Origin of the sequence: Serratia sp. AXJ-M (genome assembly GCF_046531865.1) — a bacterium.
Classification (GTDB): Bacteria; Pseudomonadota; Gammaproteobacteria; order Enterobacterales; family Enterobacteriaceae; genus Serratia; species Serratia liquefaciens.
The window spans coordinates 3,716,907-3,734,366 of record NZ_CP059394.1; the positions used below are offsets into that span (position 1 = coordinate 3,716,907).

At 55.4% G+C, this 17,460-nt stretch carries 13 protein-coding genes, 6 tRNA genes and 1 other RNA gene; 10 read left to right on the top strand and 10 right to left on the bottom strand.

The features are described from left to right. Positions 1-1,662, bottom strand: a complete 1,662-nt coding sequence (locus tag H0S68_RS17410) for an alpha-keto acid decarboxylase family protein (RefSeq protein ID WP_259218077.1) — start codon at positions 1,660-1,662, stop codon at positions 1-3. A gap of 245 nt (positions 1,663-1,907) precedes the next feature. Here H0S68_RS17410 and mgrA point away from each other — a divergent pair, with 245 nt between their 5' ends. Continuing rightward, a complete protein-coding gene (gene mgrA, locus H0S68_RS17415) occupies positions 1,908-2,897 on the top strand; it encodes an L-glyceraldehyde 3-phosphate reductase (RefSeq protein WP_046373005.1) in 990 nt (329 codons plus the stop codon). 230 nt (positions 2,898-3,127) lie between these two features. Next, positions 3,128-3,529, top strand: coding sequence for a DUF2502 domain-containing protein (locus H0S68_RS17420; protein WP_020827957.1), 402 nt, complete (start codon positions 3,128-3,130; stop codon positions 3,527-3,529). A gap of 134 nt (positions 3,530-3,663) precedes the next feature. On the opposite strand, the gene H0S68_RS17425 is transcribed toward H0S68_RS17420, so the two are convergent. Next, positions 3,664-4,896, bottom strand: coding sequence for an Nramp family divalent metal transporter (locus H0S68_RS17425; protein WP_410528873.1), 1,233 nt, complete (start codon positions 4,894-4,896; stop codon positions 3,664-3,666). Positions 4,897-5,274: 378 nt separating this feature from the next. On the opposite strand from H0S68_RS17425, the gene H0S68_RS17430 reads away from it, so the two are divergent. Further along, positions 5,275-6,462 (top strand): NupC/NupG family nucleoside CNT transporter, encoded by a 1,188-nt coding sequence (locus tag H0S68_RS17430; RefSeq protein WP_020827959.1) that lies wholly within the window; start codon positions 5,275-5,277, stop codon positions 6,460-6,462. A 155-nt stretch (positions 6,463-6,617) separates the two neighbouring features. On the opposite strand, the gene H0S68_RS17435 is transcribed toward H0S68_RS17430, so the two are convergent. Next, a tRNA-Ala gene (locus H0S68_RS17435) sits at positions 6,618-6,693 on the bottom strand. Positions 6,694-6,753: 60 nt separating this feature from the next. Next, positions 6,754-6,829: transfer RNA gene (locus H0S68_RS17440), tRNA-Ala, on the bottom strand. 307 nt (positions 6,830-7,136) lie between these two features. Here H0S68_RS17440 and H0S68_RS17445 point away from each other — a divergent pair. After that, the gene (locus H0S68_RS17445) at positions 7,137-7,922 is read left to right on the top strand and encodes a formate/nitrite transporter family protein (RefSeq protein WP_410528874.1); all 786 of its coding nucleotides are present in this window, start codon (positions 7,137-7,139) and stop codon (positions 7,920-7,922) included. 66 nt (positions 7,923-7,988) lie between these two features. On the opposite strand, the gene gltX is transcribed toward H0S68_RS17445, so the two are convergent. Beyond that, positions 7,989-9,404 (bottom strand): glutamate--tRNA ligase, encoded by a 1,416-nt coding sequence (gltX, locus tag H0S68_RS17450; RefSeq protein ID WP_020827961.1) that lies wholly within the window; start codon positions 9,402-9,404, stop codon positions 7,989-7,991. A 292-nt stretch (positions 9,405-9,696) separates the two neighbouring features. On the opposite strand from gltX, the gene H0S68_RS17455 reads away from it, so the two are divergent. The 5 genes from H0S68_RS17455 to H0S68_RS17475 all read left to right on the top strand — a co-directional run bounded on the left by H0S68_RS17455 (position 9,697) and on the right by H0S68_RS17475 (position 10,286). Continuing rightward, positions 9,697-9,772: transfer RNA gene (locus tag H0S68_RS17455), tRNA-Val, on the top strand. A gap of 40 nt (positions 9,773-9,812) precedes the next feature. Next, a tRNA-Val gene (locus tag H0S68_RS17460) sits at positions 9,813-9,888 on the top strand. Positions 9,889-9,927: 39 nt separating this feature from the next. Continuing rightward, positions 9,928-10,003 (top strand) — tRNA-Val (locus H0S68_RS17465). Positions 10,004-10,010: 7 nt separating this feature from the next. Then, positions 10,011-10,086 (top strand) — tRNA-Lys (locus H0S68_RS17470). A 74-nt stretch (positions 10,087-10,160) separates the two neighbouring features. Beyond that, positions 10,161-10,286, top strand: a non-coding RNA gene (locus H0S68_RS17475) — RtT sRNA. A gap of 170 nt (positions 10,287-10,456) precedes the next feature. Here the strand turns inward: H0S68_RS17475 and dhbA are convergent. Genes dhbA through H0S68_RS17495 form a run of 4 tightly spaced genes read right to left on the bottom strand, consistent with a single transcriptional unit; the run spans position 10,457 to position 14,918 of the window. Next, positions 10,457-11,215 carry a 2,3-dihydro-2,3-dihydroxybenzoate dehydrogenase gene (gene dhbA / locus H0S68_RS17480; protein ID WP_128864637.1) on the bottom strand — a complete coding sequence of 253 codons (759 nt, stop codon included), beginning with the start codon at positions 11,213-11,215 and terminating at the stop codon, positions 10,457-10,459. After that, positions 11,215-12,069 (bottom strand): isochorismatase, encoded by an 855-nt coding sequence (locus H0S68_RS17485; RefSeq protein ID WP_020827963.1) that lies wholly within the window; start codon positions 12,067-12,069, stop codon positions 11,215-11,217. Before H0S68_RS17485 ends, dhbA begins: the two co-directional genes overlap by 1 nt. A gap of 3 nt (positions 12,070-12,072) precedes the next feature. Continuing rightward, the gene (locus tag H0S68_RS17490) at positions 12,073-13,701 is read right to left on the bottom strand and encodes a (2,3-dihydroxybenzoyl)adenylate synthase (RefSeq protein ID WP_410528875.1); all 1,629 of its coding nucleotides are present in this window, start codon (positions 13,699-13,701) and stop codon (positions 12,073-12,075) included. An 8-nt stretch (positions 13,702-13,709) separates the two neighbouring features. Continuing rightward, a complete protein-coding gene (locus tag H0S68_RS17495; protein WP_116690030.1) occupies positions 13,710-14,918 on the bottom strand; it encodes an isochorismate synthase in 1,209 nt (402 codons plus the stop codon). Between the two features lie 198 nt (positions 14,919-15,116). On the opposite strand from H0S68_RS17495, the gene fepB reads away from it, so the two are divergent. Then, positions 15,117-16,076 carry a Fe2+-enterobactin ABC transporter substrate-binding protein gene (fepB, locus tag H0S68_RS17500; RefSeq protein ID WP_020827966.1) on the top strand — a complete coding sequence of 320 codons (960 nt, stop codon included), beginning with the start codon at positions 15,117-15,119 and terminating at the stop codon, positions 16,074-16,076. Here fepB and entS read toward each other — a convergent pair. Continuing rightward, positions 16,063-17,331 (bottom strand): enterobactin transporter EntS, encoded by a 1,269-nt coding sequence (entS, locus tag H0S68_RS17505; protein WP_020827967.1) that lies wholly within the window; start codon positions 17,329-17,331, stop codon positions 16,063-16,065. The two genes, fepB and entS, sit on opposite strands and share 14 nt — an antisense overlap. Positions 17,332-17,460 lie beyond the last annotated feature (129 nt).

A 17,460-nucleotide genomic window follows, 5' to 3' on the forward strand; every position in this document is an offset into this window, starting at 1 on the left:
TCAGGCCGCCGCGTTACGTGACTGTAGGGCACTTGAGATCGTTTGCAGCAGTTCGGGAATGTCCATCTTCGGCAGCACCACTTCGACAAAGGCCAGCTGTGGGCTGTCGGCCACTTCGCTCAGCGCCTGGCGCAGCTGTTCCGGTTCGGTAACGCGTAACGCTTTCACTTGACGTTCAGCACCTAACGCCTGCGGCAGTTGGGTCCAGTTCCAATGAGCGATGTCGTTATAACGCTGGTTCGGGCCGTGGATTGCCCGTTCAATGGTGTATCCGTCATTATTCAGCAGGAAGATCACCGGCTTCAGCCCATCGCGCAACATCGATCCCAATTCCTGCACCGTCAGCTGTGCTGAACCGTCGCCAATCAGCAGCACCACTCGCCGCTCCGGCTCCGCCGTCTGTGCACCGAACGCCGACGGCAGCGTGTAACCGATAGATCCCCACAGCGATTGGACGATGAAGCGGCAGCCTTGTGGCAAGCTTAGCGATGCCGCGCCAAAACAGGCAGACCCCTGCTCGGCGAGCAGGATATCGCCCGGCCGCAAAAAGCCCTGTATCTGTTGCCAGAAACCGTGCTGATCCAGACCACTGCCGTTCGGATCCGGCAACGCTGAACGTTTAATCTCAGACCGTTGCCATTGGTTGGCCAGCGACAACGTTAACTGGTGTAACGCGATAACCGCGTCACGCATCGGGATTTGACTGAATACCTGCTGCCCCACACGCGCTTCAAAGGGCTGAAGATCAATACATTTCTCGGCAGGAAGGTGCTGACTGAATCCGGCGGTAATGGTATCGGTAAAACGTACGCCAACATTAATGATCACGTCGGCGTTCTCAATCAGCTGTTTTACCTGTGGCTCGCTAGCCGCACCGACGTAGGTCCCGGTGAAACAGGCATGAGTTTCGTCCAATACGCTCTTGCCAAGCAGCAAGGTTGAATGTGGCATATCCACCTCATTCATCCACTGCTCCAGCACCTTTTCAGCACCGAAGCGTTCGGCCAGGAAATCGGCCAGCAGAGAAACCCGCCGGGCCGGTAACAGCAACTCCCGTGCGGCGGCGATAAAGGCCTGCAGTGATGCCGGTGAAAGATTGGCCTGTCGTAGCATTAACGGGGCAGGCTTTGACACCAGCGGCGCTTCAGCCACGTCGCTCGGCAGCAGCAGATAGACCGGACGACGCTCGAACAGCGCGGTAGTCAGCAGGCGATCTATTTCCCCTTCGGCGTTATCGGCGGTGAGGCTGGCCTGAGCCACGGTCACCTCTTTCGCCATGCGGGCGAAGTGACCAAAATCCCCGTCGCCCAGGGAGTGATGCAACAATTCACCAGCCCGTTGCGCACGCAGAGCCGGGGCGCCCACCACGTGGATCACCGGCAGGTATTCGGCATAGCTGCCGGCAATACCGTTGACTGCGCTCAGTTCACCTACGCCAAAAGTCGTCAACAAGGCGGCGGCTGGTTTACAACGCGCGTAACCGTCAGCAGCATAGGCGGCATTAAGTTCATTGGCGCACCCTACCCAGGTGATATGCGGGTGATCGATCACGTGATCAAGAAACTGCAGGTTATAGTCACCAGGCACGCCAAAGAAGTGCCGGATGCCGATCTGAGCTAAACGATCGAGTAGGTAATCAGCCACCGTATAGTTCTTATTCATGATCATCACCTGCCAAGGGTTAGGATTTTCAGTATTAAGTATCGAAGATGTTGTATAAATTTCGAACTTTATGTCTGAAAGGTAACTGGAAACCCTGCGTTACATCCCTGCCCCATTGGCTGGCATTGGGCCGCTCTGATAAGCCATGTTGATATACAGGCTGTTTAGCGTGATCGCAGCCTCTGACAAATGTGGTGAAAGCGCATACACTAAAATTCATTTCACCTCCGCTGAAAAGGGTTCGTATGCTCTACCAGGCTGATTCTTCACGTTATCAAAGTATGGAATACCGTCGCTGCGGTCGCAGCGGGCTAAAGCTCCCGGCCATTTCACTTGGCTTATGGCATAACTTTGGTGACGTCACGCTGTATGACAATGCTCGCAAGCTGATCCACTGCGCGTTTGATCTCGGCATTACCCATTTCGATCTGGCCAACAATTATGGCCCGCCGCCCGGCTCCGCCGAGGAAAACTTCGGTCGCATTCTCAAGGCGGATTTGAAGTCCTGGCGCGATGAACTGATCATCTCGTCAAAGGCCGGTTACACCATGTGGCCCGGGCCTTATGGGGATTGGGGATCGAAAAAGTACCTGGTCGCCAGCCTGAATCAAAGCCTGCAGCGCATGGGGCTGGAATACGTGGACATCTTCTATCACCATCGACCGGATCCGGACACGCCGCTGGAAGAAACCATGGCCGCCCTGGATTTGCTGGTACGACAGGGCAAGGCGCTTTACGTCGGGTTGTCCAACTACCCTGCCGATCGTGCGCGCCAGGCGTTCAGCATTCTGCAGCAGCTCGGCACGCCCTGCGTGATCCATCAGCCGAAATACTCCATGTTCGAACGTTGGGTGGAGCCAGAATTGTTGGATACGCTGGAAGAACACGGTGTGGGTTCTATCGCCTTCTCACCGCTGGCCGGCGGCCTGTTGACCGATCGTTATCTGCAGGGCATTCCCCAGGATTCACGCGCTGCCAGCGGCAGCCAGTTCCTGCAACCCGATCAGCTCACCGAGGATAAACTGGGAAAAATTCGTCGACTTAATGCACTGGCGCAGCAGCGCGGACAGAAGCTGTCGCAAATGGCGCTGGCCTGGGTATTGCGTGGCGATCGCGTCACTTCGGCACTGATTGGCGCCAGCAAGACCAGCCAAATTGAAGACGCCGTAGGCATGTTGGCTAACCGCACCTTTAGCGATGATGAAATTAAGCAGATCGAGCAAATATTAATGTAATCGCTTACAATTATCGCCGGTTTATCGCCGGCGATAACGCCTGCCGTGCCAGACAAATCTTAAATCACTCTCCCTGCCCCGTTTTTAAGAATGCCGCTAAGATTCAACCCTATCCACAAAGGCTAATATGCCGATATTGCAGGTAAAACTATAAGGCTGTTTTATAAACTGATGAACGCGCTTCATTAATTGTAAAACCGGCCAAGCCGCTACGGCGGAAAGGAGCATTCATGTTTAAACCTCTGTTATTGGCCGCTCTGTTGGTGGTGTCAACGCTGCCTGCCATCCAGCCAGCGCAGGCGGAAGGGCTGAGTATCGATCTGATGCCGGGCGTCTCATTACGTATCGGTGAGCAAGACAATCGCGGCCGTTACTGGGACGGTTATGACTGGCGCGACCGCGACTGGTGGCAGGGCCATCAGGGTCGGTACCTGGGTGAACGCAATCGTCGGGGCTACAACTGGGATGGTTATCGCTGGCGAGACAACAATTACTGGCGCAAGAATTATTACTATCATGAGGGGCGCTATCGTAAATACGATAAGCACTATTATAAGCACCATGAGAAGCATCACGGGAAAGGCCGACGTCATGACGATCGCGATCATCGCCACCATGACCACGATGATTGACGGCCAAAGGCCGTCAGCCCGCCTAATACCCCTCATTTAACAGAGCGAGAAACCCGGGGCGCCCGGGTTTCCGCTGATATTGAGCTTGAGTGAACCGCATTAGACTCAATGTCGGCCTTTCATTTGGTGTCCGCTCAGAGAAGGCTGCTGACCAGCAGGTAGCCGTTCAGCCCAACCACCACCAGCACGATCACTTTCCCTATCGCCTGTATGCTGCGGCTGTTGACCATCTCCCCCATCAGCTCGCGGTTGCCGGTGAACGACAACAGCGGCACCAGCGCCAGCGCAATACCGAAACTCAGCAGCACCTGGCTCAGTACCAGAATACGCGTAGCGTCCATGCCCATCATAATGACGATAAACGACGGCAGCATGGTGACCACCCGGCGCACCCACAGCGGAATATAAAAGTGTACAAATCCCTGCATCACAACCTGCCCTGCCAGCGTCCCCACCACGGTGGAAGATAATCCGGCAGCGACCAGACTCAGTCCGAAGATGGTCGCTGCCGCCTGACCCAATAGCGGCTGCAGCGTCAGATAAGTCTGATCGAGATCGGCAATGCCGCTGTGGCCATTAAAATGGAAGGCCGCAGCGGCGGTAGCCATCATCGCCAGGTTAACAAAACCGGCTATGGTCATGGCAATGGCGACGTCAAACTTGGTGGCCGCGTAGCGATCGGCTTTTGAATGCTCACCGCCGGTCTGGGTTAATGACGAATGCAGATAAATCACGTGCGGCATGATGGTGGCGCCGAGCACCCCGGCAGCCAAAAATACCGCGTCGCCGTTCGGCAGGTCCGGTATCGCCATGCCTTTCAACAAAGGCTCCAACTGCGGTTGTGAAAATACCAATTCCACCATATAAGCTGCGGCAACAAACAGCAGCAAACCGCCGATCACCATTTCCAGCGGTTTCTGCCCGCGTTTTTGCAGCATCAGGATAAGGAACGTGGCGATACCGGTCAGGATTGCCCCTTGCAGCAGCGTGACGCCCAGCAGCAGTTTGAAGCCAATCGCTGCACCAATAAACTCGGCCAAATCTGTGGCCATGGCAATGATTTCCGCCTGAACCCAATAGGCCCAAACCGCCGGACGCGGGAAACGATCGCGAATGTGCTCTGCCAGATTTTTACCGGTGGCAATACCGAGTTTTGCGGACAACAGCTGGATCAACATCGCCATGACGTTGGCCCACACCACCACCCACAACAGGGTGTAGCCAAAGGAAGCGCCTGCCTGGATGTTGGTGGCAAAATTACCGGGATCGATATAGCCGATAGCCGCTATGAATGCGGGGCCCATCAAGGAAAGTTTGATCTTCCTGGCAGGACGACTGGTGGTTTCAACCACATCACTGTTCAGCATGTTCTGAACCCTTACTTCTATTAAGCCTGTGGTTATCTTATGTAAATGATAATAATTATCAAGTGCATTTAGAGCGGTAATGCTTATCTCTGCGATAGAAAATAACCACGGGTTTAACGAAGGGTTTGGCGGGTAAGTGAACATTTACCGCACTGAACGAAGTTCTATCCTGGGAAAAATCCTTTGGATGATCCATTTAGCGCAAGAATATGAATTTCATATGGATTGATTAACCTCTTGATTTTTTATGCTTTACCGTACAAGTTTAAGATGTTTCCCCCTATGATTTTCCATATTTGCAATAGAGCTCTCGTTTTTAAACGTGGCGTTACATAAAATGACATCCGAAATTCAGCCTGCCTCAAGTTTGGAGCAAACATGTCCCATATTGCGCACTTTGCGTTGGCGTTAGTGGTCGTCGCGATCCTGGCACTTTTAGTGTGTCGCGATCGTAAAAGCATCCGCATTCGCTATGTTATTCAACTGTTGGTTATTGAAGTACTGCTGGCCTATTTTTTCCTGCATTCGGAAGCGGGTTTAGGCTTTGTAAAAGGATTTGCCGCGCTGTTTGACAAGCTGCTCGGGTTTGCTGGGCAAGGGACTGATTTTGTATTCGGCGGTATGGGCGACAAAGGTCTGGCCTTCTTCTTCCTGAAGGTACTGTGCCCAATCGTCTTTATCTCTGCGCTGATCGGTATTCTGCAATACATTAAAGTACTGCCGTTTATCATCCGCATTATTGGTACCGTGCTGTCAAAAGTAAACGGTATGGGCAAGCTGGAGTCCTTCAACGCCGTCAGCTCGCTGATCCTGGGCCAGTCTGAAAACTTCATCGCCTATAAAGATATTCTGGGCAAGATGTCAGAAAAGCGCATGTACACCATGGCGGCAACCGCGATGTCCACGGTTTCCATGTCCATCGTTGGCGCTTACATGACCATGCTGGACGCCAAGTTTGTGGTGGCGGCGCTGGTACTGAACATGTTCAGCACCTTTATCGTGCTGTCATTGGTCAACCCTTATGACACCAGTAAAGAAGAAGAGCTGCATCTGGGCAACCTGCACGAAGGCCAGAGCTTCTTCGAAATGCTGGGCGAATACATCCTGGCGGGTTTCAAAGTCGCGATTATCGTTGCTGCGATGCTGATCGGCTTTATTGCCCTGATCGCCGCGCTCAACGGCCTGTTCAGCGCCATCTTCGGCCTGAGCTTCCAGGAAATCCTGGGCTACTTCTTCTATCCATTCGCCTGGATTATGGGTATTCCTAAGCACGAAGCGTTGCAGGTTGGCAGCATCATGGCGACCAAGCTGGTTTCCAACGAATTCGTGGCGATGATGGAGCTGCAGAAGGTTTCTGCTGAACTCTCTCCGCGCAGCCTGGGTATCCTGTCAGTGTTCCTGGTTTCCTTCGCCAACTTCTCTTCCATCGGCATCGTAGCCGGTGCGATTAAAGGGCTGAACGAGCACCAGGGCAACGTGGTTTCCCGCTTTGGTCTGAAGCTGGTTTACGGTTCTACGCTGGTCAGCATCCTGTCTGCGTCGATCGCAGGCCTGGTTCTGGGCTAAGCTTAAAAGCCAGTCATGCAAAGGTCGCTTCGGCGGCCTTTTTTATTGCCTGCGATTCTTCTGTAACTGCTGACATAACAGGAGGCGTTACGGTGATTCAATATGGGAAAAGACAGAAAGCAAAAAGCCGACCCTAAGGTCGGCTTTTTAAATGGTGGTGGAGCTAGACGGGATCGAACCGTCGACCTCTTGCATGCCATGCAAGCGCTCTCCCAGCTGAGCTATAGCCCCACAAAAGTGGTACGCTTTAACCGGCGTTACGGTATTCCCCAACCCTTCTGAGATAAAGGTTGGTGGAGCTAGACGGGATCGAACCGTCGACCTCTTGCATGCCATGCAAGCGCTCTCCCAGCTGAGCTATAGCCCCAATCCACAATCACGAAATCCTGTGAACGGGGCGCATAATATGAAACCCCTGAAAAACTGTCAACGGCTAAATTGAATTAGTCGATCAAGCGCTGAAAAAGCCGCCAAATCAGCGCGTTTCACGCTAAAAAATCGCCATGACGGACAAAAATCAGCCATCGCCGCCTGACTTCACAAAAAACAAAAAACCTTATCCATTGTGTTGATTTTTAATTAACGGAATGTTAGCGAAATACCCTTGAGTCATCTCGCCCACAGGCATAGACTTCCCCGCGTCTTAAATCCCACAACAATAAACCGAGTCAGTTATGTCGTTGCATTCACCAAAAGAAATCGCTGCGTTAGCCATTCAGGCCGGCGTAAACAAAAACCGGGCGTCGCTTGCCAACCTGCTCATTCTGGGCTTTCTCGCCGGTGCCTTTATCGCGACCGGCTTCCTGTTGGATATCCACGTGATCGGCACCCTGCCGGCCGAATGGGGCTCCTTCGGCGCATTGCTGGGCGCTGCCGTCTTCCCGATAGGGCTTATCCTGACGATTCTGGCCGGCGGCGAGCTGCTGACCGGTAATATGATGACCCTGCCGATAGCCTGGTTTGCTCGCCAAATTTCGCTGCTTGCTGTCGTGCGCAACTGGTTCTGGGTCACCCTGGCCAACTTCGCCGGTAGCCTGGCCGTCGCCTATTTCTTTGGCCACCTGCTTGGCCTGACCGAAGGCGCCTTCCTGCACAAAACCCTGTCCATTGCACAAGCCAAGGTAGATGCCGACTTCCTGCACGCCTTTATATCCGGCGTAGGCTGCAATTGGTTGGTGTGCCTGGCGGTGTGGCTGGCCTTTGCCAGCAAGGATGTGCCGGGCAAAGTGATTGGCATGTGGTTCCCGGTGATGGCGTTTGTCGCCATCGGCTTCCAGCACGTGGTGGCGAACATGTTTATTATCCCGGCGGCCATTTTTGCCGGTGGTTTAAGTTGGAGCCAATACCTGCCCAACTTCACGGCCGTGTTTCTCGGTAACGCGCTGGGCGGCGCCGGTTTCGTCGGCCTGATGTACTTCCTCGCCTACCGCCCCACCGTGCCGGCCGCTGAACAGGCCTGATCGACAGCGACAAAAAAAGCCCCGGGATTGCTCCACGGGGCTTTTTCATTATAGGCTCAGAAACTATCAGGCCTGAGCTTCACGCCCGGCGATGTAAGCCAATGCCAGATCGATACGCTGTAGAGAACGTGCCTGACCGATGGCATGCACGGTCACATCCATGCCTGGTGACTGACCGGCACCGGTGACCGCTACGCGCAGCGGCATACCTACCTTGCCCATACCGACGCCCAGCTCATCAGCCGTGCCCTGAATGGCATCATGCACGTTTTCCGGCGTCCAGGCGGTGATGGCCGCCAATTTGGCGCGTACCGCTTCCAGCGGCTGACGTGCAACCGGGCGCAGGTGTTTTTTCGCAGCGTCAGCGTCGAACTCGCTGAAGTCTTCGTAGAAGTAACGGCAAGACTCAGCCATTTCCTTCAACGTTTTGCAGCGCTCGCCCAGCAGCTTAACGATATCTTTCAGCTCCGGACCGTTGCGGGTTTCAATGCCCAGTTGCTCCACGTGCCACGCCAGATACACGGCAACTTCTTCGGCCGGCATATGGTTAATGTAATGATGGTTCAACCACTGCAGCTTTTCGGTATTGAAGGCGCTGGCGGATTTGTTGATCGCTTCCAGCGTGAAGAACTCTTTCATCTCATCAATAGAGAAGATTTCCTGATCGCCATGTGACCAACCCAGACGCACCAAATAGTTCAGCAACGCCTGCGGCAGATAACCGTCATCGCGATACTGCATCACGCCCACGGCACCGTGACGTTTAGACAGCTTTTTACCGTCGTCACCGAGGATCATCGAAACGTGGGCGTATTCCGGTACCGGTGCGCCCAGCGCTTTCAGGATGTTGATCTGGCGCGGGGTGTTGTTGATGTGGTCTTCACCGCGGATCACGTGGGTGATCTCCATATCCCAGTCGTCGATCACCACGCAGAAGTTATAGGTCGGCGCACCGTCCGTACGACGAATGATCAGATCGTCCAGTTCCTGGTTGCTGAATTCGATCGGACCACGGATCTTGTCATCGAAGATTACCGAGCCTTCCTGTGGGTTACGGAAACGCACCACGTGCGGCTCGTCGTCGGTGTGGCTGCATTGGCTGTCGCGGCAGTGGCCGTCGTAACGCGGTTTTTCACCGTTTTCCATCTGCTTTTCACGCAGCGCTTCCAGACGTTCCTTCGAGCAATAGCATTTATAAGCAGTTCCCTGCACCAGCATGTCGTCAATCACCGCGTTATAACGGTCAAAACGCTTGGTCTGGAAGTACGGGCCTTCGTCCCAATCCAGGTTTAACCAGTTCATGCCATCCATAATTGCGTCGATAGCATCCTGGGTCGAGCGTTCCAAATCGGTATCTTCGATACGCAGAACGAACTCACCGCCAGCATGGCGAGTGAATAGCCAGGAGTAAAGCGCAGTACGGGCGCCACCGACGTGAAGATAGCCGGTTGGGCTCGGTGCAAAACGGGTTTTGATTTTCATTGGGTTCACTGCCTTATTACGCAACGCATGTCAGCGGTTGCCGACGATTGCTCGGAATTTAAAAAAGTGGCCGACATTGTATCACCACGCGCTAATTCCTCAACGCTGACACGATATTGCTGCATCAGCTTTCATCATCTCTGCGGCGCTTTTCGCATAACAATGTGCAAAGAATCAGCATTGCTGGCGATAAATATCGCATCCTGTTTAAATTTGCGGCGAACGATTGAAATCATTTTAAAAACCGTTGACTCACTTTCAACTATCCCTATAATGCGACTCCAACAAGACGGGGCGATTAGCTCAGTTGGTAGAGCATCTCCTTTACACGGAGGGGGTCGGCGGTTCGAGCCCGTCATCGCCCACCATCTTGTTGAGCAGTAAAGCAGTAAGAAATGAGAAGAATGAGGGTGATTAGCTCAGTTGGTAGAGCATCTCCTTTACACGGAGGGGGTCGGCGGTTCGAGCCCGTCATCACCCACCACTCATTCTCTTGTTTAGCAGTACCTGGAAGTCCTGAAGTGGGTGATTAGCTCAGTTGGTAGAGCATCTCCTTTACACGGAGGGGGTCGGCGGTTCGAGCCCGTCATCACCCACCACTTCTGCGGGTCGTTAGCTCAGTTGGTAGAGCAGTTGACTTTTAATCAATTGGTCGCAGGTTCGAATCCTGCACGACCCACCAATACAGAAAAAAGCGCCCTTTGGCGCTTTTTTCGCATCTGTACCACCTTAATTCCCGCAAACTTCTTGATCACATATTTTTCCGTGTCGTGCTGGATGAGAACCTGCGTTCAGGTTCGAGCCGAGCGAAGCGAGACGACAACGCACAGCGTTGCCCGCAGGGCGAGGCCCAAGGCCGAGTCAATCCTGCACGACCCACCAATACAGAAAAAAGCGCCTTTTGGCGCTTTTTTCGCATCTGCGCCCTGATAATCTCTATAAGCCTCACCACGTCCGCCCTGCCCCTGAAAATAATCATCCCCCTGCGCCGCCAATAGAAAAGGCGCTGCAAGCAGCGCCCTTGGGCTATCCTGGCGTTGCCGAGCGGATTATCAGGCCGCCAGCGTCGCCCCGCCGTCAATCACGATATCCTGCATGGTGATATGGCTGGCGCGATCGGAAGCCAGGAACAAAATGGCATCGGCGATTTCCTGCGGCTGGGCAATTTTCCCCAGCGGAATACCCAGCTTGAACTGTTCCGGGAAACCGTTGATGGTGTTCTGTTCCCCCGTTTCGTCCTGCCACATGCCGCGCTGCATAGGGGTATTGGTCGAGCCGGGCGAAACCAGGTTGCAACGTACGCCATAAGGCGCCATTTCCAACCCCACGGTTTGGCACAGGCTACGCAACGCCGCTTTGGAAGCGCAATAGGCCGCCATGCCAACACGCGGTACATGCGCCGCATTGGATGCCACGCTGACAATAGCGCCGCGTCTCTGGCGACGGAATACCGGCAGGGCATGGCGGAACATATTGAATGCACCCCCGGCATTAACCGCCAGGCAGGCCTGCCAGTCTGCGGTGCTGGTTTCGTCCGCCAGCCCCATGCGCAGAATACCGGCGCCGTTGACCAACACGTCCAACTCACCCTGCTCCACCAGCAAACGCCCGCACAGGGCATCTACCGCATCGCTGTCGGCGATATCCAGCACTTCGGTGCGAAACGCGTATTCCGGTTCGCCAAAATGCTTATCGAAACCAATTACCTCGGCACCGGCCCGCACAAACGCCAATGCGGTCTCCAGGCCAATCCCGGCGCCCGCGCCGGTAACCCAGACTCGTTTGCCGGCAAAATCGCCCTGTTGACTCATCAGGCTTTCCCCTCTGACAACAGCGCCCACCAACCATCAATGGTCGGGTTCTTGGCCAGGGCGATAAAATCGATATCGCCGCGGATCTTACGCCAGCGTGCCGCCAACTCCATGATCCGCACTGAATCCAGACCGTAGTCGATCAGGTTCTCGTCGTCACCCATGTCTTCGCTGTCTTCGTCGAGGAAAGGCATGATTTGCTGACGCAACGCCGCTTTGCTGGTGATCCCTGGCAGCAGCTCGGCGGTGGTAACCACGCGGCCACAGCGGCCGGCCGTGTAACGCAGCGCCATCAGGTGCTCTTCGCGGGAGAAGTCGGCCAGACCATCAGCAACCATAAACGGCTGAATGTTACGCATAAAGGCATCGATCGCCGTGGTCATGCAGCCGATATGGGCGTAAACACCACAGATGATCAGCTGATCGCGGCCTGACTCCTGCAGAATTTCCTGCAGCGGTGAACGGTGGAAGGCGCTGTAACGCCATTTCACCAGCACAGTGTCGTCTTCTTCCGGCGCCAGCGCGGCGACCACCGCCTGTTGCTCCGGGTGCTTGTTCAATCCAGGCCCCCACATATCATTGAGCAACGCCCGATCTTCATCGCTCTGCTGATTAGGCTGCGCGGTGTAAAACACCGGGATGCCCTGAGATTTGCAGTAGCGGCGCAGGTTGGCGATGTTCTCCACTACCTGTTTGATCAACGGGCTGTCTTCACCCCAGAAATTCAGAAAATACTGCTGCATGTCGTGGATCAACAGTGCAGCGCGCTGCGGTTCCACCGTCCAGCTCACTTTGTTGGTCGGCAGTTCAGCCTGAGTCGGCAACGCGTAATCATTAAGTTTTGGAATGGCCATGACTTATTCTCCCTGGACCTGAGTCAGTTGTTGCGCCTCCAGGCGTTGGCGCAACAGTTTTTTATCCACTTTGCCAACCGGGGTGAGCGGCAGCGTCTCAACCTGTATAAAGCGGTCGGGTAATTTGAATTCGGCCACGCCCTCGGCGCGTAAATGGCGACGCAAAACGACCGGTTTCAATGGGCTGGTGGCGATAATGTAGGCGCAGCTTTTTTCGCCCATCAACTCGTCCGGCATCGAAACCAACGCCGCATTGATCACTTCCGGGTGACGCAGCAGCAGGTTTTCGATCTCCTCGGCGGCAATCTTCTCACCACCGCGGTTGATTTGGTCTTTCTGACGCCCTTCAACCTTCACGTAGCCGTCTTCAGTCAGGCTAATCAAGTCGCCGGAGCAGTAGAAACCGTCTTTATCGAAGGCGGCGGCATTATGTTCCGGGCTTTGGTAATAACCGCGGAAGGTATAGGGGCCACGGGTCATCAGACGCCCGGTCTCGCCGACAGGCAGCGGATTACCGTCGTCATCGGCCACCCAAAGTTCGTCATCCGGCGACATCGGGCAGCCCTGAGTAGTCAAAATATGTTGGTCGTCATCATCCAGCCGGGTGTAGTTCACCAGGCCTTCCGCCATGCCGAACACCTGCTGCAGCTGACAGCCGATTTCGGCCGGAATGCGCGCGGCCAGGGTTTCCCCCAGCTTGGCACCGCCCACCTGCAACAGCTTCAGGCTGGCCAACTGCTGGCAACCGCCCCATTCCTCAATGGCCTGCAGCCACAGCGTTACCGCCGGTGGCACCAGCGCCGTCACGTTAATCTGGTGCTGTTCTATTAAGCGGAAGCATTGCCCGGCATCCGGATCGCTGGCGAACACCACCAGCCCACCACCGTAAAACACGCCCAACACGCCAGGCGAGCTCATCGGATAGTTGTGTGCTACCGGCAGTGCGCACAGATAACGGGTTTCGTCATCAAAATGACAAATCTCCACGCTGCGGCGAATGCTGTAGTAGTAGTCGTTGTGGGTACGTGGGATCAGCTTCGGCGTGCCGGTACTGCCACCGGAGAGTTGGAAGAACGCTACCTGATCGGCCGCGGTTGGCGCAGCCACGAAATCGCCGCAATCCTCTTCCAGCCAGCTCGCCAGCGACTGCTCACCCTGTTCCTCACTGCGCAAAGCGACCAGGCGCAATGAAGGATGTTCAGCGCGAAACGTCGTCAGGTATTCGTCGTTACCGAACAGGCCATGCTGACGATCGGCAATCAGCAACGCCGGTTTGATCTGCGCCGCATAGGCATTCAGCTCATTGCGTTGGTGGCTAAACAGCGCATTTACCGGCACCACGCCAATTTTCAACAGCGCAAAGAAAGTCACGTAGAACTCGACCACGTTACCCAACTGCACCAGCGCGGTATCGCCGCTGTGTATGCCCCGACGCAGCAAGGCCGCAGCCAGCCGATCGGAGAGTTGATTAAGCTGGCGATAGCTCAGGCTGCGTTGCGGGTCGATCAGCGCGATGGCGTCATTTTTAGCCTGGCGGGTGATGATGTCGGTCAATGGCCGGTCGGTCCAATATCCCCGTTCGCGATAGCGACGGGCTAATGCCTCAGGCCAGGGAGTAAAAGCAATGCTCATGGAAATGTCTATCCTTGGTTCAGGCCAAACGCCCGCGAAATGGTACTGAGTTTGGTGCCGGTTTCGTGCCATTCAGATTCCGGCGAAGAGTCTTGCACAATGCCGGCTCCGGCAAAGAGTCGCACCTGGTTACCCTGCACCGTGCCACAACGGATGGTCACTACCCACTCCCCGTTGCCTTCGGCATCACACCAGCCGACGATGCCGCCAAACAGGCCGCGATCAAAAGGCTCCAGTTGCTTGATCACCTGATGCGCCAGCGCCGTTGGCGTACCGCACAGCGCCGGTGTCGGATGCAGCAGGCAGGCCAACGACAACGCGTTTTCCGCCCGGCTGGCGGCCTCGCCGTCGATTGGCGTAGACAAGTGCCACAGCGTGGTGGTGCTCAATAATTCAGGCGAGGTGGGAATGTTCAAATAACTGCAGCGATCGGCCAGCACCTGCCGCATACCTTCGGTAACAAACTGGTGCTCGTAGAGATCTTTCTCGGAAACCAACAGCTGTTGGCTGACTTCACGATCCCGCTGCGGGTCGGCGTCACGACGGGCGGAGCCTGCCAGCGGGTTGGAATAAAATTGTGCGCCGGATTTACGCAGCAGCAGTTCAGGGCTGGCGCCCAGCAATGCTCCCTGTTCCAACGGCACATGGAAATGGAAGCCATGCGGGTTTTGCGCGATGATACGCGCCATCAATGCCTGACTGTCTACCGGTTCGCGTGTTTCAATCTCCAGCAGGCGTGACAGCACCACTTTATCCAGTTGGTCACCACGGGTTGCTTCCACCGCATCTGCCACCATCTGCATGAAAGGCTGTTGTGCCGGCACTTCATTTTGGCTGATAATTTCCGGCAGGGCTTCCTGTGGTGAGGTTACGCCAGCCAAAAAGGCATCGCGCTCAAACCACTGGGTGTGCTGGGGAATAAAAAGCGCAGAGGGTTGATGAGTATCGAACGGGATCGCGCCGCACAGGACCGGGTTTTTCACCCCCGCCAGTTTGGCTTCGGCAAAAGCATGCCGTACCGCCTGCTGGAACTCGCCGTTAAGTTGATCCCCGCCCTGGGCCGGCAGCGTGATTTTGGCGAAGCAGCCCTGGGTGCTCAGGCTACGGAAAGGAGAGGTAAAGAAAAAGCCGGAGGTCGGCGACACGCCTGCTACGGACGACTCGCTCTCCTTGCTGTGCGGCTTCTTCTGCCCGGTACCCTTTACTGTCACGCTCATCGGTTCTCCCTTTCGTATCATGAACAATAACCTGTATAATAATGATTATCATTTGTATTGAATCGCGTTAAATTACCCTCGTGAATATGCTATGTCAATAAATGTAAACAGTTCTTCTATTCATTATCGTGCTATAAAACCAGCAGTTTTAATTATATAAATGATAAGTATTACTATTTAAATTCTAAGGAATGCTTTATGAAGAAGAACCTGTTCTTCGGCTTCGCACTGTTTGGCATGTTAGCCATGGGTGCAGCCCATGCCACAGAGGCCGGTTGGCCGCGTAAAATCGAAACTTCACACGGCGTAGTGACCCTGCAGCAGCCCCCTACCCGCATCGTTTCCACCAGCGTAACCGTCACCGGCACCCTGCTGGCGATTGATGCGCCAGTGATCGCCAGCGGCGCCACCACGCCCGGCAGCCGTCTCGCGGACTCACAAGGTTTCTTCCACCAATGGAGCGCTATCGCAACGCAGCGCGGCGTAAAGCGCCTGTACATTGGTGAACCCAACGCAGAAGCCATTGCCGGTGAAGCGCCCGACCTGATCATCATCTCCGCTACCGGTGCCGACTCCGCCGTACGCCTGTACGATCAGCTGTCCGCCATTGCCCCGGTGCTGGTGGTCAATTACGACGACAAAAGCTGGCAGGCGCTGGCGATAGAGCTGGGCCAGGCCACCGGGCACGAAGCCAAGGCGCAAAAAATCGTTGATGATTTCGATAGCCGGGAAAAGTCACTCAAACAACGTATGACGCTGCCGGAACAACCGACCTCCGCTCTGGTCTTCAGCGCCGACGGCAAGTCAGCCAACCTGTGGACCGCCGAATCTTCCCAGGGGCAAATGCTCAAGCAGCTGGGTTTCACCCTGGCGGTTCCGTCTGACAAGCTGAACAACAGCCGCAGCATGGGTATGCGAAAGGACATCATTCAGCTCGCCGGGGAAAACCTGGCGGAAGGGCTGAACGGCCAGACGCTGATGCTGTTTGCCAACAACGAAAGCGATGCGCAGCGGCTGATGGCCAATCCTTTCCTCGCTCACCTCCCGGCGGTGCAGCATAAGCGGGTTTATGCGCTGGGCAATGACACCTTCCGACTGGACTACTACAGCGCCAGCAACCTGCTGACGCTGTTGGAAAAACAGTTTATTTCTCAGTAGATCCCGCGGCGGGCTGGAGATCGCTTTCCTGCCCGCCAAGGCTCACCTGACGCAGACCTTTCATCGCGAACGCCAGTACCACACCCAGTACCGCCACGCCAAAACCGAAGCTGGTTGAAGTCATGGCCGGCAACATAAACGCCCCCATCGCCCCCAGCAGCAGGGCACCCAATGCGTCCCCCACCACGTTTTGCGCCGTCCACAGGCCATTAATGCGCCCCAGGAAAGCATCCGGCGTCAGGTTCTGAATCAGCCCGTACTGCAGTAATGAGTTCAGTGCGCTCAGGTAGCCAAACACCACCAGGAAGAACAGTGCCAGACCGTACCAGGGCATCAGGCCGAACAGGCCGATAGCGACAAACGCGCCAATCGCCGTCATCAGCATCATCCAGCCCGGCCGCGCCACGTGCGCCACCCGGCCACTGGTAAAGGCGCCAATTGCCGCGCCCAGCGGCACGGCGGAATACATAAAGCCCAGCTGCGCCGCACTGACCTGCCACATGCCGGACATCGCCGGGTACAGCACTCGCACCGCGCTGGCCATGGTCAGCAACGCGCCAATCAGCGCCACCATGCCAATCACCCGGTTACGAAACAGGAAGCCAAATCCGCCGGCCAGTGCGCGCAGCGGATGCTCACGCGGCTGAGGGGGTGGCAACAGCTGTGGCAACTGCAATAAAGGGATCAACGTCAGCAAGGTGCCGAAGGCCGCCAAAGCGTAGTTCCAGGTCACGCCGGCGTTGGCAATCACCAACCCGCCGATCGCCGGGGAAAGAATGGAGCCAAAACGCACCGTCAGCATGCTGATGGCACCGGCCTGAACGATATTTTCACGCCCAACCAACGCAGGCGTCGCCGCCAGCAACGCCGTCACGCCTACCGCCCCGAAGAACCCGTCCCAAACCGCCAGCAGATAAATCAGCGTTAATGACGGCGCAGGTAAAGCGGCATTTAAACAAAGACCGATAAACCCAATACCACAGGTGGAACGAGCGAAGAGGATCAGACGGCGGCGCTCGTAGCGGTCAGCCAGTACGCCCCCCATCAGCAAACCGGCAAACATGCCGCTGCCGGCCAGCGTCACTGACAACCCGACCAGCAACGTCGACCCGGTCAGGGCCTGGATCTGCACCGGGATGGCAATGGCCATCAGCCCGAGCGCCAGAATGGAAATAAAACGCGCGCAGAACACAGCGCGAAAGGCGCTATTGGTCTTAAGCAGGCCAAAATCAAGCAAAATAGAGGGCTTACTCATTAGCTTTCTCACCACAACTAAAGAAAAGGGGCAGCGTCTGTGCTGCAATAGCGAAGGGACTCATGGTACCATAGATGAAAACAATCAATAATGATAATAAATATCATTCATATTCAATCAAATAATGGA

Bases quoted from the DNA above. Each gene is read 5' to 3' on its own strand.
- H0S68_RS17410 (WP_259218077.1), bottom strand. From the start codon at position 1,662: ATGAATAAGAACTATACGGTGGCTGATTACCTACTCGATCGTTTAGCT.
- mgrA (WP_046373005.1), top strand. From the start codon at position 1,908: ATGCTCTACCAGGCTGATTCTTCACGTTATCAAAGTATGGAATACCGT.
- H0S68_RS17420 (WP_020827957.1), top strand. From the start codon at position 3,128: ATGTTTAAACCTCTGTTATTGGCCGCTCTGTTGGTGGTGTCAACGCTG.
- H0S68_RS17425 (WP_410528873.1), bottom strand. From the start codon at position 4,896: ATGCTGAACAGTGATGTGGTTGAAACCACCAGTCGTCCTGCCAGGAAG.
- H0S68_RS17430 (WP_020827959.1), top strand. From the start codon at position 5,275: ATGTCCCATATTGCGCACTTTGCGTTGGCGTTAGTGGTCGTCGCGATC.
- H0S68_RS17445 (WP_410528874.1), top strand. From the start codon at position 7,137: ATGTCGTTGCATTCACCAAAAGAAATCGCTGCGTTAGCCATTCAGGCC.
- gltX (WP_020827961.1), bottom strand. From the start codon at position 9,404: ATGAAAATCAAAACCCGTTTTGCACCGAGCCCAACCGGCTATCTTCAC.
- dhbA (WP_128864637.1), bottom strand. From the start codon at position 11,215: ATGAGTCAACAGGGCGATTTTGCCGGCAAACGAGTCTGGGTTACCGGC.
- H0S68_RS17485 (WP_020827963.1), bottom strand. From the start codon at position 12,069: ATGGCCATTCCAAAACTTAATGATTACGCGTTGCCGACTCAGGCTGAA.
- H0S68_RS17490 (WP_410528875.1), bottom strand. From the start codon at position 13,701: ATGAGCATTGCTTTTACTCCCTGGCCTGAGGCATTAGCCCGTCGCTAT.
- H0S68_RS17495 (WP_116690030.1), bottom strand. From the start codon at position 14,918: ATGAGCGTGACAGTAAAGGGTACCGGGCAGAAGAAGCCGCACAGCAAG.
- fepB (WP_020827966.1), top strand. From the start codon at position 15,117: ATGAAGAAGAACCTGTTCTTCGGCTTCGCACTGTTTGGCATGTTAGCC.
- entS (WP_020827967.1), bottom strand. From the start codon at position 17,331: ATGAGTAAGCCCTCTATTTTGCTTGATTTTGGCCTGCTTAAGACCAAT.